10 protein-coding genes are annotated in these 14,350 nt (G+C 71.9%); 8 read left to right on the top strand and 2 right to left on the bottom strand.

Annotated features, from left to right (window positions below):
- Positions 1 to 69 precede the first annotated feature (69 nt).
- The 3 genes from WMF29_RS45535 (at position 70) to WMF29_RS45525 (ending at position 5,507) form a co-directional block, all read left to right on the top strand.
- A complete protein-coding gene (locus tag WMF29_RS45535; protein WP_272096342.1) occupies positions 70 to 1,935 on the top strand; it encodes a bifunctional homocysteine S-methyltransferase/methylenetetrahydrofolate reductase in 1,866 nt (621 codons plus the stop codon).
- A gap of 75 nt (positions 1,936 to 2,010) precedes the next feature.
- Positions 2,011 to 4,674, top strand: a complete 2,664-nt coding sequence (locus WMF29_RS45530; protein ID WP_437326284.1) for a M1 family aminopeptidase — start codon at positions 2,011 to 2,013, stop codon at positions 4,672 to 4,674.
- 44 nt (positions 4,675 to 4,718) lie between these two features.
- Positions 4,719 to 5,507, top strand: a complete 789-nt coding sequence (locus tag WMF29_RS45525) for an enoyl-CoA hydratase-related protein (RefSeq protein WP_437326283.1) — start codon at positions 4,719 to 4,721, stop codon at positions 5,505 to 5,507.
- 24 nt (positions 5,508 to 5,531) lie between these two features.
- Here the strand turns inward: WMF29_RS45525 and WMF29_RS45520 are convergent, their stop codons facing one another.
- Complete coding sequence (locus WMF29_RS45520) at positions 5,532 to 6,683, bottom strand: FAD:protein FMN transferase (protein WP_437326282.1); 1,152 nt, start codon at positions 6,681 to 6,683, stop codon at positions 5,532 to 5,534.
- Between the two features lie 178 nt (positions 6,684 to 6,861).
- Between WMF29_RS45520 and WMF29_RS45515 the strand changes: the two genes are divergently transcribed.
- Positions 6,862 to 8,049 carry an amidohydrolase gene (locus WMF29_RS45515; protein ID WP_437326281.1) on the top strand — a complete coding sequence of 396 codons (1,188 nt, stop codon included), beginning with the start codon at positions 6,862 to 6,864 and terminating at the stop codon, positions 8,047 to 8,049.
- A 6-nt stretch (positions 8,050 to 8,055) separates the two neighbouring features.
- On the opposite strand, the gene WMF29_RS45510 is transcribed toward WMF29_RS45515, so the two are convergent.
- A complete protein-coding gene (locus tag WMF29_RS45510) occupies positions 8,056 to 8,640 on the bottom strand; it encodes a hypothetical protein (RefSeq protein WP_272096334.1) in 585 nt (194 codons plus the stop codon).
- 217 nt (positions 8,641 to 8,857) lie between these two features.
- On the opposite strand from WMF29_RS45510, the gene hemE reads away from it, so the two are divergent.
- From hemE to WMF29_RS45490, 4 genes are all read left to right on the top strand, one after another.
- On the top strand, positions 8,858 to 9,907 hold the full coding sequence (hemE, locus tag WMF29_RS45505) for a uroporphyrinogen decarboxylase (RefSeq protein ID WP_272097932.1): 1,050 nt from the start codon (positions 8,858 to 8,860) through the stop codon (positions 9,905 to 9,907).
- 78 nt (positions 9,908 to 9,985) lie between these two features.
- Positions 9,986 to 10,771, top strand: coding sequence for a class II glutamine amidotransferase (locus WMF29_RS45500; protein ID WP_437326280.1), 786 nt, complete (start codon positions 9,986 to 9,988; stop codon positions 10,769 to 10,771).
- A 1,241-nt stretch (positions 10,772 to 12,012) separates the two neighbouring features.
- Complete coding sequence (locus WMF29_RS45495; protein ID WP_012241235.1) at positions 12,013 to 12,912, top strand: GGDEF domain-containing protein; 900 nt, start codon at positions 12,013 to 12,015, stop codon at positions 12,910 to 12,912.
- 43 nt (positions 12,913 to 12,955) lie between these two features.
- Positions 12,956 to 14,317: an aspartate aminotransferase family protein gene (locus WMF29_RS45490; RefSeq protein WP_437326279.1), complete on the top strand. Its 1,362-nt coding sequence runs from the start codon at positions 12,956 to 12,958 to the stop codon at positions 14,315 to 14,317.
- Positions 14,318 to 14,350 lie beyond the last annotated feature (33 nt).

Raw genomic sequence — 14,350 nt, 5'->3', positions numbered from 1 at the left:
GCGCCGCGCCGTCAACCGCGTCGCGCCCCCCCCTTCCTGAGAAGCCGGAGCGCCCCTACGATGCGCCCCATGTCCCGCACGAGACCAGAGGCCCCGTTCCTCGACGCTCTCCGGCGTTCGACCCTCGTGTTCGACGGCGCGATGGGCTCGCTGCTCTACGAGCGCGGGGTGTTCGTCACCCAGAACTTCGAGCAGCTCAACGTCGCGCGCCCCGATCTCGTGAAGAAGATCCACGCCGAGTACGTCGCGGCGGGCGCGAACGTCATCGAGACGAACACCTTCGGCGCGAACAGGTTCCGGCTCGAGCGGTACGGGCTCGTCAACGAGGTGCGCAACTTCAACCTCGCGGGCGCGCGCCTCGCGCGCGAGATCGCGGGCGGCGACGCGTACGTCGCCGGCTCGATCGGCCCGACGGGGCTCGTGCCCGGCGTCGCCACGCGCGACGACCTCGCCGCCGCGGCCGCCACGTTCGCCGAGCAGGCCGGCGCGCTCGCCGAGGGCGGCGCGGACCTCCTGATCCTCGAAACATTTCGCCATCTCGACGAGATCAAGCTCGCCATCGACGCGGCGCGGGCGGCCGCGCCGGGGCTCCCGGTCCTCGCGTCGATGACGTTCGACACGAGCGGCGTCGCGGCGGACGGCAGCGAGCCGGAGCGCGTCGCGCGGACGCTGCGGGACTGGGGGGTCGACCTGCTCGGCGTCAACTGCGGCGACGGCCCGCAGCTGTCGCTCGCGATGGCGGAGCGGATGGCGACCGCGGGGCTCCCGCTCTGCGTGCAGCCGAACGCGGGCCTGCCGCGCACGGTCGACGGCCGCCAGCTCTACATGGCGACGCCCGAGTACTTCGACGTCTTCGCCCGCCGCATGATCCAGGCCGGCGCGGCGATGATCGGCGGCTGCTGCGGGACCACGCCGGAGCACGTCCGGTGGATGGCCAAGTCGGCCCGCATGCTCCGTGGCGGCGCCGCGCCCGAGGCCGCCGCGCGCCCGCAGATCACGATGGACGCGCCCACGGGGCTCGAGCCCACGCCGCTCGGCGAGCGCAGCCCCCTCGCGGCGAAGATCGCCGCCGGCAAGTTCGTGGTCTCCGTCGAGGTGAACCCGGCGCCTGGCCTGAACCCCGAGAGCGCGCTGAGCGCCGCGAAGATGCTCATCGACAGCGGCGTCGACGTCGTGAACGTCGCCGACGGCCCGCGCGCCACGGCGCGGATGACGAACCTCGCCTTCTGCTCGCTCCTGGTCCAGCGCTACGGCATCGAGCCGATCCTGCACGTCTGCGGCCGCGACCGGAACCTCATCGGCCAGATGGCGCACCTGCTCGGCGCCCACGCGATCGGCATCAAGAACCTCGTCATCATCACGGGCGATCCGCCGAAGGTCGGCGACTACCCGGAGGCGACCGCCGTCTACGATCTCGACTCCATCGGGCTGCTCCACATGGCGAGCACGATGAACCGCGGCCTCGACCCGGCCGGCAAGCCGATCCCGGGCGGCAAGACGTCGTTCCTGCTCGCCACGGGCCTCGAGCCCGGCGCCCAGGACCTCGACAAGGAGATCGCGCGGCTGGAACGGAAGCGCGCGGCGGGGGCCGACATCATCATGACCCAGCCGATCTTCCACCAGGATCTGCTCGAGAAGGTGCTGCGGCGCATCGAGCACCTGGGGATGCCGGTGCTCGTCGGCGTGCTGCCGCTGGTCAGCCACAAGAACGCCGAGTTCCTCCACAACGAGGTGCCCGGCATGCAGATCCCGGAGGAGATCCGCGAGCGCATGCGCAAGGTGCCGGCCGGCCCCGAGGCGCGCAAGGAGGGGGTGAAGATCGCCCGCGAGATGCTCTTCTCGGTGCGCGACCGGGTGCAGGGAGCCTACCTGATGCCGCCCCTCGGCAAGTACGAGCTGGCGCTCGAGGTGCTCGACGGCCTCAAGACGGGCTGATCCGGCCGGCGGCCCGCCCCCGCGCACGAGTTCTTGCTTGCAGCGCCGGGCGCCGCGCGGGGAAACTCCGCGGAGATGTCCCTAGAGTACCGGCTCCACTCGCGCTGCGCCTGCGGCTCCGTGCTGTCGTCGTCCGAGTTCGCGGCCGCGTCCCGCCCCTTCACGCTGGCCGGGACGAGGCGCGTCTACGAGCGCTCGCGCCCCTTCACGATCCGGCACATCGCCCTCGATCTCGCGCTCGACGTCGAGGCGCGCTCGATCCGCGGCACGGCGCGGCTCGACGCGGTCCGCGTCGACCCCGGCGCGCGCGAGATCGCGCTCGACGCCATCGGCTTCGATCTCGAGGCGGTCGAGATCAGCGCCGGGGCCGGGCGCGCCGCGAAGCCCAGGCGCGGCGCGGGCAAGGCGGCGGGCGGCGCGTTCCACCCGGCGGAGCACACGTACGACGGCGAGACGCTCCGCGTCGCCGTGCCGCTCGACGAGGCCGAGGCGTCGATCCTGGTCCGGTACCGGGCGACGCCGCGGCGGGGGATCTACTTCCTCCAGCCGGACGAGCACGTCCCCGATCGCCCGCGCCAGGTCTGGACGCAGTGTCAGGACGAGGACGCGCGCCACATCTTCCCGTGCATCGACAAGCCCCACATCAAGCAGACGACCGAGCTCCGCGCGCAGGTGCCGCCGGGCTGGTACTGCCTGTCGAACGGCGACCTCGAGGGCGACGCGAGATCGCAGAAGGAGGGCGTCTATCACTACCGGCTGGACGAGCCTCACCCGAGCTACCTGTTCACGCTCGTGGCGGGCGAGTTCGCCCGCATCGACGGCGCGGCGCTCGACGTCCCGCTCGCGTACTTCGTGCCGAAGGGGCGCGAGGAGGACGGCCGCCGCACGTTCGCGCGCACGCCGGACATGATCCGCCACTTCAGCGAGAAGCTCGGCGTCAAATATCCTTTCCGCCGCTACGCGCAGGTGGTGGTGAGCGACTTCATCTTCGGAGGGATGGAGAACACGACCGCCACCACGATGTACGAGCACATCCTGCTCGACGAGCGGGCGGCGCTCGACATCTCGTCGGACGATCTCATCGCCCACGAGCTCGCGCACCAGTGGTTCGGCGATCTCGTGACCTGCCGCGACTGGTCGCACGGCTGGCTCAACGAGGGATTCGCGACGTTCATGGAGCACGTCTATCGGGAGCACCACCTCGGCGCCGACGAGTACGATCACGGCCTGAAGGCCGATCTCGACTCGTACCTCGGCGAGGCGCGCGGGCGTTACCGGCGGCCCATCGTCTGTCAGGACTACGACGCGCCGCTCGACGTCTTCGATCGACACCTCTACGAGAAGGGCGGGCTCGTGCTCCACCTGCTCCGCCGGGAGCTCGGAGACGAGCTCTTCTGGCGCGGGGTCAGCACCTACCTGACGCGCCACGCGCGGGGGGTCGTGGAGACACGGGATCTCGCCCGCGCGCTCGAGGACGTGAGCGGCAAATCGCTGGAGCGCTTCTTCGAGCAGTGGGTCTTCCGCGCCGGGCACCCCGAGCTCGACGTGAAGATCGAGATCGAGGGCGACCAGTGCACCGTGACGGTGAAGCAGGCGCAGGTGGCCGGGCAGCCCAGCCGGGAGCACGCGCTCCAGCCGGACGCCTCGACGCCGCCCGCCTTCGCGTTCGACCTGGTGCTCGATTTCGGCTTCACGGAGGGCAAGAGCTCCATCACGCGGCGCGAGGTGCGGCGCGTGGATCAGGCGGCGCACACGTTCGTCATCCCGCTCCCGCGGCGGCCTCGCTTCGTGGTGGTGGATCCGGACCTCAGGATCCTGGGCGAGGTCAGGGTCGACGCGCCCGGCGATCTCCTGCGGGCGCAGCTCGCCCACGCGCCCACGGCGCGCGGCCGCATGCTCGCCGCGAAGCCGCTCTCGCGGCGCGACGACCCGCCGACGGCGCGGGCGCTCGGGCAGTCGCTCTCCGACGCGAACGAGTTCTGGGGGGTGCGCGCCGCCGCCGCGGCCGCGCTCGGCGCGCTCCAGTCGAGCGCGGCGTTCGCGCTGCTCGAGGGCAGCGCGGGCGTGGAGCACCCGAAGGTGCGCCGGGCGGTCGCGAGCGCGCTCGGCAACTTCAGGTCGGCCAAGGCGGCGGAGGTCCTCGGCAAGCTCGCTTTGCGCGACGCGAGCTACCTGGTGCAGGCCGAGGCGGCGCGGGCGCTCGGGGCCACGCGGCAGAGCTCGGGGTTCGAGACGCTCGTCGATCTCCTGGATCGTCCCTCGTGGGGCGAGGTCATCCGCTGCGGCGTGATCGACGGGCTGGCCAACCTGCGGGACGAGCGCGCGGTGCCGCACCTGACGGCCCGCACGCGCTACGGCGTCCCGACGCGGGGGCGGCGGGCTGCGATCATGGCGTTGCCGAAGCTCTCCAGCGATCGGCGGACGCGCGAGCTCCTCGAGGAGCTCCTCGATCAGCCGGATCCGTACCTCCGGGTCGACGTCGCGCGCGCGCTGGGCGATCTCGGCGACGGCCGGTCGCGGGGCGCGCTGCAGCGGCAGCTCGACCGCGATCTCGACGGCCGGGTGCGGCGCCGGATCCGCGAGGTCCTGCGCGATCTCGGCGGGGCGGGCAAGCGCGAGCTGGATCGGCTGCGGGACGAGCTCGAGACGCTGCGGCGCGACAACGCGGAGATCAGGGCGCGGCTGGGCAAGCTCGAGGCGGCGAGCACCAAGGCCAAGAAGGCGGCCGACGCCAAGTGAGCGAGCCCCTTTGCCGCGCCGCCGCGGTCGGCTAGGCAAGCTCCATGTCGGAAGCCCCTCCCGTGAAGCTCGACCGGCGCGGCGCGGTCGCGGTGCTCACCATCGATCGGGCGGATCGCCGCAACGCGCTCTCCCGGGACGCGCTGCTCACCTTCGGCCGCCTCGGGCGCGAGCTCGTGGACGACCCGGAGGTGCGCGCGATCGTGATCACGGGCGCCGGGGACAAGGCGTTCTGCGCCGGCGCCGACCTCAAGGAGCGGCAGGGCATGAGCCCCGACGACGTCCGGCGCCAGGTGGGCCTGTACCGGACGGAGCTCGGGGTGCTCGCGCGGAGCCCCAAGCCGGTGATCGCGGCCATCAACGGCGTCGCCTTCGGCGGCGGGCTGGAGCTCGCGCTGATCTGCGATCTCCGGGTGGCGGCGCCGCACGCCGAGCTCGCGCTGCCGGAGACGTCGCTCGGCATCATCCCGGGCGCGGGCGGCACGCAGCGGCTGCCGCGGGTCGTCGGCGAGGCGCGGGCGAAGGAGATGATCCTGCTCGGCAGGAAGCTCACCGCGCCCGAGGCGCTCGCCTGGGGCCTCGTGAACCGGGTGTCGCCCGGAGGGACGCCGGTGGTCGACGACGCGATCGCGTGGATCGAGCCGATCGCGAGCGGCGCGCCCATCGCGCAGGCCGCGGCGCTCGGGGCGATCGACGACGGCTATGACGTGCCGCTCTCGCTCGGGCTCGAGATCGAGCGGGTCCACTACGACGAGACGCTGCGCAGCGAGGATCGGCTGGAGGCGCTGCGCGCGTTCGCCGAGAAGCGGAAGCCTGTCTACAAGGGGCGGTGAGGGCAGCGAGCCGGGCGTCGCCTCCTACAGCCCCTCCGTCGGCTGCCGCAGCACCTCGACCTTTCCTTCCAGCCGCTTCGACACCCACACCTTGTTGTTCCGGTCGACGATGACCGCGCCGCAGTCCTCGATCGACTCGACGAGCGCGAGCCCCTTCTCGGCCCCCAGGATGAAGACCGCATCATCGACGGCGTCCGCGGTCAGCGCGTCCTTTGCCCAGATGGTCACGCTCCGGCTCTCGGACGCGGGGAAGCCGGTCCGCGGATCGATGATGTGGTGATAGCGCCTGCCGTCCTTGATGAAGCTCCGCTCGTAGTCGCCCGCCGTGGAGAAGGCGTGGTCCTCCACCTCGATCATCGCGAAGTAGTCGTTCGCGTCCTTGCCGCGCGGATCCCGCACCCCCGCCCTCCACGGCGACCCGTCCGGCTTCTTTCCCGCGATGTACAGGTCACCGCCGGCCTGCACGAAGAACGACGTCAGCCCCTCCCCCCGCAGCACCCGCGCCGCGGCGTCGACGGCGTAGCCCTTCGCGATCCCGCCGAGGCTCATCCGCATCCCGGGCTTCCCGAGCATCACCGTGCGCCGCGCGCGATCGATCTTGATCTGCCTGTGATCGATGAGCGCGCGCGCCCGCTCGACGTCTTCCTTGCGCGGCACGTTGTCGTCGATGTCCTCGTCGAACTTCCAGAGCCCGTGCATCGCCTCGAAGGTGACGTCGAAGACGCCCTCGGAGCGCTCGCTGATCCAGAGGCTCTTCTCGATCACGGCGAGCGACTCCGGGCTCACCTCCACCGCGCTCTTCCCGGCCGCCGCGTTGACCCGCGACAGCTCGCTGTCCGGCCGCCAGGTCGTCATGAGCCCCTCGAGCCTGCGGATCTCGGCGATCGCCTTGTCCAGCCGGGCCCTGATCGCCGCCTCATCCATCGCCTCGCTCGTGTAGGCGGCGAGGAGCAGGCTCGTGCCCATCGCCCTCGCCTCGACCGCGACGCGGGCAGGCCCGGCCTGCGCCGGAGCGGACTGAGCCGGCATCGGCGCCACGCTCGCGGCGGCCGGCCCGGCCTCCTGGCGCGCGCGTGGGGGCGCGTCGCAGGCGGCGAGCGCGAGCGCCGCCGCGAGGAAGGGGAAGCGGGGGAAGCAGAGGAAGACGAGGAGCGGAGAACAGCGCGGTCCGTGCATTCGAGGGTCCTGGGTCCGTGAGAAGTCCCGACAGCGTGGCGGCGCGCGGGGTGCCGATGTGCGAACGCGCGAACGAGCGAACGCGCGAACGTGACCACCGGGCGGCGGCGGAGCTCCTCCGCCAGCGCCACCATGGCCCGGGCGAGCCGCGCGGATCCAGAGTAGTATCGCTCGCCCTATGAGCCTCGACCCGAGCCGCATCCAGCGTGACATCGACGACCTCTCCCCGGATCTCCGCGAGATCGCCGCGCGCATCCACGCGCACCCGGAGCTCCGGTTCGAGGAGCACAGGGCCGCGGCCTGGCTCGCCGAGGCCGTCGAGAGCCGCGGCATCCAGGTCGAGCGCGGGCTCGCCGGCATGCCCACCTCGCTGCGCGCGCGCATCGGGCGCGGCGGGGGGCCTCACCTCGCCATCCTGGCCGAGTACGACGCGCTCCCTGAGATCGGCCACGCCTGCGGGCACAACCTGATCGCGGCGGGGGCGCTCGGCGCGTTCCTCGCGCTGGCGCGGCAGAAGGACGCCGTGGCCGGCACCATCGATCTGGTCGGGACGCCCGCCGAGGAGGGGGGCGGCGGCAAGATCAGGCTGCTCGAGGCGGGCGCCTTCGAGGGCGTCGACGCCGCGATGATGTTCCACCCGTTCGACCGCGACCTGCTCGCGCACGACACGCTGGCCAGCGTCTGGCTCGAGCTCCAGTTCCACGGCAAGCCGTCGCACGCGGCGCTCGCGCCGTGGGACGGGAGCAGCGCGCTCACGGCCTGCCTCGACACCTTCCGGCTGATCGACGGCCAGCGCGTCCACTTCCGCGATGGCGTCCGGGTGCACGGGTTCATCAAGAACGGCGGTCAGGCGGTCAACATCATCCCGGAGCTCGCCGTCGCCGAGTTCTCGGTCCGCGCCCTCGACACCGAGGAGCTCGCCCGCGTGCGGGCGATCGTGGAGCGCTGCGCCCGCGGCGCGGCCATGGCGAGCGGGGTCGAGCTCACGCTCGTCGACCAGGGCGGCTACAAGAACATGGTCAACAACCGGAAGATGGCGCGCCGCTTCGGCGAGCACCTGCGCGCCCTCGGCCGCTCGCCGATCGAGATGGACCCTGCCGTCGGCACCGGCTCGACGGACATGGGCGACGTGTCCCACGCGCTCCCCGCCATCCATCCGTGGATCGCGATCTGCGGCAAGGGAGAGACGACCTGCCACCAGCACGCGTTCGCCGCGCGCGCCGCGAGCCCCGCCGGCCAGGACTCGATGCTGATCGCCGCCAAGGCCATGGCGATGACGTGCGCGGATCTCCTGCTCGACCCCGAGCTGCGGCAGGGCGTGCGCGAGGAGTTCGCGCAGCGGAAGGCCGGGGCGGGCGCGCGCTAGGCCTGTTCAGCCGTCGTCCTGAAGGGGGTTCCCGAGGTCGTCCATCAGCCCGGTTCCCCCCTCGACCGGGATCGCCCGCGCCAGGGCGACCCGCTCCAGCATCACCGACAGCGCGATCTTGTCTCCGACGTCCGGCAGCCAGGTGCGGGACCCATCCCAGAGATCGAGCCGGATGTTGCTCGCCGGCACGCTCCCGCCGACCGCCGCCGCGCCGCCGGCGCGCGCCTGCGCGGAGGGCACCGCCATCCGGTCGATCTGCGACCAGGCGAAGCGCCGCACGCGCGGCACGCCGAAGGTGAGCAGCTCGCGCAGCTCGATCCCGTCCGGGTGCACGACGACCCCCCGCATCTGCTCGCGCAGCACCATCGCCACCGCGCTCACGCACAGGACGATGGCGCAAACGCTGGAGGAGACGAGCCGGTGGCGATCGCCCTCGACGACGTACTGGAAGAGCCGGGAGCTCGAGGGAGCGTTCTGGCCATAGAAGATCACCCCCGAGACGCCGAGGGCGAAGGTCAGGTAAAGCAGCGCCGGGAGGCGCTCCTTCAGCGGCGGCCCGAACGCGATGCGCTTCTCGGGCCTGTACGTCATGTCAAAGCCGGGAGGTCTGGAGGGACGCGCCATAGGCCCCTAGTCTACACGGCGGGGGAGCCGACGCTTGGGTCCGCCCCCTCGACCGGGCCGCCCCGGGCCCGGCCGCGCCGCGCTCCCGGCGAGCCGCGCGCGAGCGATGGGCTGAAACCCATTGCCGGGCGATGGCTGAACGGACATGAAGGGGCGTCCCGTCGACCCCCTCCCGGAGCCTTCCATGCACGATCGCTTCCTGCGCGCCTGCCGGCGTGAGCCGACCGATGTCACGCCCGTGTGGTTCATGCGCCAGGCCGGCCGGTACATGGCCGAGTACCGGGAGCTCAGGAAGAAGTACACGCTCCTCGAGATCTGCAAGACGCCCGAGCTCGCGCTCGAGGTGACGCTCCAGCCGCTGCGGCTCGGGATGGACGCGGCGATCCTGTTCGCCGACATCCTCCTGCCGCTCGAGCCGATGGGCGCCCCCTTCGAGTTCGCGAAGGGCGAGGGCCCGGTGATCCACGAGCCCGTGCGCGATCGGGCCGGCATCGAGCGGCTGCGGGTGTTCGAGCCCGAGGAGGGCCTCGGCTACGTGCTCGACGCCGTGCGCCTCATCCGCAAGGAGCTGGACGGCAAGACGCCGCTCATCGGCTTCGCCGGCGCGCCGTTCACCATGGCGAGCTACCTCGTCGAGGGGGGCAAGTCGAGCGACTACCGGCTCACGAAGCAGCTGATGTGGAGCGACCCCGAGGCGTGGTCGGCGTTGATGGGCAAGATCTCGGAGGTCGTCCGCCGCCTGTTGCGCGCGCAGGTGGCCGCGGGCGCCCAGGCGGTGCAGCTGTTCGACTCGTGGGTCGGCTCGCTCTCGATCGACGACTACCGCGAGCACGTGCAGCCGCACGTGCGGCACATCCTCCGCGACCTCGAGGCGACGGGGGTCCCGGTCATCCACTTCGGCACGAACACAGGGGCGCTCCTGGAGGCGCAGCGCGACGCCGGCGGCACGGTGATCGGCGTCGACTGGCGCACGCCGCTCGACAAGGCGTGGCAGCGCATCGGGTACGATCGCGCGGTGCAGGGCAACCTCGACCCGCTGCTGCTCTGCGCGCCGCGCGCCGTCGCCGAGCGCCGCGCGCGCGCGGTGCTCGCGGAGGCCGGCGGGCGCGCCGGGCACATCTTCAACCTCGGCCACGGCATCATCCCCGAGACGCCGGTCGATACGGTCAAGGCGGTCATCGATCTCGTCCACTCCATCCCCCGCGCGTCGCTCCAGGGCGAGCCGGCGCGCTGACGCCGCGCATCGCGCCGCGGCATCGACCGGGATCGGATCTCAGATCCCCTCCGGGGGTGATATGGTCCAGCCGCGAGCATGTGCGAGCTCCTCGGGATGGAGTGCAACGTCCCCACAGACATCGTTTTTTCGTTCAACGGCCTCCGGCACCGGGGCGGCCGCACAGGTCCCCACGCTGACGGTTGGGGCCTCGCGTTCTTCGAGGGGCGCGCCGCGCGCGTGTTCCTCGATCCGAGCCCCGCCGCGGAGAGCCCGCTGGCGCGATTCCTCAGCGAGACGCCCATCAAGACGCTGCTCGCGATCGGCCACATCCGGCGCCGCACCCGCGGCGACGTGCTCCTCGCCAACACGCACCCGTTCATGCGCGAGCTCTGGGGACGCCACTGGGTCTTCGCGCACAACGGCACGCTCCCTCGCGTCCGGCGCCGCGCGCTGGGCCGCTTCAACCCCATCGGAACGACCGACAGCGAGCACGCCTTCTGTTACCTGCTGGAGGGGCTCCGCAGCTCGTTCTCCGGCTATCCTCGCCGGCCCAGCGAGCTCTGGGAGGCGATCGCGGCGCTCGGCGGCGAGCTAGGCCAGGACGGGACGTTCAACTTCCTGCTCGGCGACGGGCGCCACCTCTTCGCCCGCTGCGCAACCCGGCTCTGTCACATCATCCGCAAGGCCCCCTTCGGCATCGCGACGCTCCTGGACGACGATGTCCGCGTCGACTTCTCGGCCGTCACGACCCCGAAGGATCGGATCGCGGTGGTCGCGACGAGCCCGCTCACCGCGAACGAGACCTGGACCACGGGACGACCGGGCGAGCTCTGGGTATTCGATGGCGGCGAGCTGCGCGCGACGCTGTCGTCGCTCGCCTGATCGACACCAGCGCGGTGTCCACCCCTCACGCCCGCGCCTGCGCGTCAGGGCTCGATCCGTCGATCCCGTCCTCGTGATGGGGGTCGGCCTCTCGGCGGCTTTCTCCGCAGCGGGCGCAGTGACGAGCGGGCGCAGTGACGCCTTCCCGCCGTAGCCGGTTCCAGCAATGACGGAGCGTTGCGGCTGGCGGAGGAACGAGCTGCTCCTGGAGGCCATCCAAGGCAGGAAGCGCGCTGCCGTGCCGCGGCCTGGAGATGGGCACGGCAGCCTGAAAAGAAAAACGCCGCGACGGACCTGGGGGGGGAAGGTCTCCGCCGCGACGCAGGTCTATCCTACGCACCCTGTATGCCAAGTCAACTGACCGGCAACGCTCGCGGGAGGCCTCTGCGCTGCGGGGTCGCAGCACGCGCGGCGTGCAGCGCACGCGGTCCACGCGGCTCCGCTCCGGCTCCGCGCCGTTCCGCGCCGCTCGCGACGTTCCGCACCGTTCCGCACCGCTCGCGACGTTCTTCTCGGCTTCGCTCGGTTCCGCTCCGCTCCGGTTCCGCTCCGTTCCGTGCCGCTTCGCTCGGTTCCGGTCCGCTGCGTTCCGCTTCGCTCAGTTCAGCGTTGTGATGCGCCCTCGTTTTGAGGCAGAACTCACAGAGCCTCGTCCCCGCAGAACGCGGACATGCCAGGCGAACAAACACATCGTGTTCCAGCAAACCATTCTCTCCCTTGCCGGCTCAATCGCTCGCCGGACGGGTGGCGGCGCGCTCGGGAAACGCATAGAGAGACCCGCGTCCTCGGCAGCTCGGGCTGCACAAGAGGAAAGAGATGGGGCGTCAACTGCGATAGCAGCGCACAGCGCCCCACAAGGTGCATCGGCGAGCACCGGCGGCGCGGCGTGAGCGGCAGCGAACAGCGGCGAGGGGGCGGACGGCGTGCGGGGAACAAGCCGAGAACGTGGAAGGGCGCAACGGACGCAACCGACGCAACCGACACGACCGACGCGACCGAGCGCAGAAGGCGACGTAGGCCGTTGTCGGGTCGGGAAGGCGGAGGAAGCACTGAAGACGGCTCCGCCCGGATGGCCGTCTTGACGGGAGTCGGGGCATGTCAGTACGCTTTGACGTTGGGCGAGCTAGGGCATATCGAACCGTTGCATCGCGACCGAAGAGCCACGCCCGGGTAGGTTCCGTCTCGGGAAGAGCTCGAACGATGTCGAGGCTAGGTCGCACGACGGGTTGGGCTGAGCGCGCGTGAGTGACTTCGACGAAAAGACTCGTGTAACGCAGGTGGTCCAGCCCCCACCGGGCGGCGGCAGCAAGAACACGACCGACTGCCTGGTCGTGATCTACACGAAGGAGCCCACGCTGCTCGGCAAGCGGTTCGTGCTGGAGAACAACCCGACGCGGGTCGGTCGCGGCGCGGACAACCACATCGTGCTCGACGGCGACTCCGTGTCACGAAGGCACGCCCATTTCGAGCAGCGGCCGAGCGCCTGGATGGTCGTCGACGATGGGAGCACCAACGGGACGTACTGCAACGATGAGCAGATCTCCCGCGAGGTGGTGCTGAAGAACGGAGACCGGGTGAAGATCGGCCCCACGATCTTCAAGTTCCTGTCCGGCGCCGACGTGGAGGCGCAATACCACGAAGAGATCTACCGGATGACCATCATCGATGGTCTCACGCAGATCCACAACAAGCGCTACCTCTACGAGGCGCTCGAGCGCGAGATCATCCGCGGCCGCCGCCACGAGCGGGACCTCGCGATCCTCCTGTTCGACATCGACCACTTCAAGCGCATCAACGACGTCCACGGCCACCTGGCCGGCGACTTCGTGCTGAAGGAGGTCGCGCGCATCGTGCAGAGCCGCATTCGCCGCGACGAGGTCTTCGCGCGCTACGGCGGCGAGGAGTTCGCCATCATCCTGCCGGAGACGTCCATCGAGGGCGCGGCGGCCCTCGGCGAGACCCTGCGTCAAAAGGTCGCCGAGCACCTGTTCGTGTTCCAGGCCGACAGCATCCGCGTGACGATCAGCGTCGGCGTGGCGCTCCTCCAGGAGGGCGATCGCACCGCGAACGACCTCATCAAGCGCGCGGACGAGCGCCTCTACCACGCGAAGAACAGCGGGAGAAACCGGGTGTGCGCCTGAGCAGCCGCCCGCGGGCGCGCTAGGCTCCGGCGGAGGAAGGACGATGCCGAACAGCGATCTGCCGCTGCCGGCGGCGCCGGACGCGGGCAGCGGCGCCGAGCTGCCCGCGATCCTGTCGCCGCCGCCTGGTCCCCTGTCGCGGAGCGCCCTCGAGCGGCTCGAGCGCGTCGAGTGCCCGGCGTTCGGCCGGCGGCGCGAGGCGCGGGCGCAGAAGAGCGGCGCCGACATGCTGCCGATCGTGCTGTCGCACGGGCGCGGCGCGAACGTCTGCGACGTCGACGGGAACCGGTACGTCGACCTGTGCGCCGGCTTCGGCGCGCTGCTGCTCGGCCACGCGGCGGCGCCGGTGCGGCGCGCGGCGGAGGAGCAGCTGTCGAGGCTGACCCTCGCGCTCGGCGACGTGTACTCGGCCGACGTGAAGATCGCCCTGCTGGAGCGCCTCGCGGCGCTGCACCCCGGGCCCTCGCCCATGGCGCTGCTCGGCCAGAGCGGCAGCGACGCGATCACCGCGGCCGTCAAGACGGCGGCGCTCTCGACCGGACGGCCTGGGCTCGTCGCGTTCGAGGGCGCGTACCACGGGCTCGGGTACGCGCCGCTCGCGGCGTGCGGGCTGCGGGAGAGCTACAGGGCGCCCTTCGCGGAGCAGCTCAACCGGCGCGTGACGTTCGCGCCCTACCCGCGCGACGAGGCGGGCGCCGCGCGCTCGGTCGACGCCGTCGAGCTCGCGCTGCGCGGGGGCGACGTCGGCGCGGTCCTCCTCGAGCCGATCCTCGGGCGGGGCGGCTGCGTCGTCCCGCCCGACGCGTTCCTGCACGCGGTCTGCGAAGCGGCGCACCGGCACGGGGCGCTCGTGATCGCGGACGAGATCTGGACCGGCCTCGGTCGATCGGGGGCGATGACGCGCACAGGAGAGCTCGGGGCGCCGGTCGATATCCTGTGCTTCGGCAAGGGGCTCGGCGGCGGGCTGCCCATCTCCGCGTGCGTGGCGCCCGAGCCGATCATGCGGGCGTGGGCGCGCGAGGGCGAGGTGGTCCACACCTCGACGCACTCCGGATCGCCCCTCGCGTCGAGCGCCGCGCTCGCGACGCTCGACGCCCTCGGCGAAGGCCGGCTGGCCGCGCGCTCGCGCGACGTGGGCGCTCGCTTCCAGGCGATGCTGCGGGAGGCGCTCCCGCGCAGGGCGGGCGTCGTCGACGTGCGGGGCGCGGGGCTCATGGTCGGCGTCGAGCTCGAGAGCGCCGAGCTCGGGCTCCGGGCCATGCGCGGGATGCTGGCCGAAGGGTACCTGGTCCTCACGGGCGGGGTGCGCGGCGAGACGCTGACGCTGACGCCGGCGCTCACCATCCCCGAAGCGCTGCTCTCGGCCGCGGCCGGGGCGCTCGCCCGCGTGCTGCGCGCGTGTTGACGGCCTAGCGCGCGAGCGGAGCAGGACGCGCGT

This window comes from Sorangium sp. So ce381 (genome assembly GCF_051473845.1).
Taxonomy (GTDB): Bacteria; Myxococcota_A; Polyangia; order Polyangiales; family Polyangiaceae; genus Sorangium; species Sorangium atrum.
Note: the sequence above shows the minus strand (reverse complement) of the source record. Positions and strands in the feature narration are given on the sequence as shown.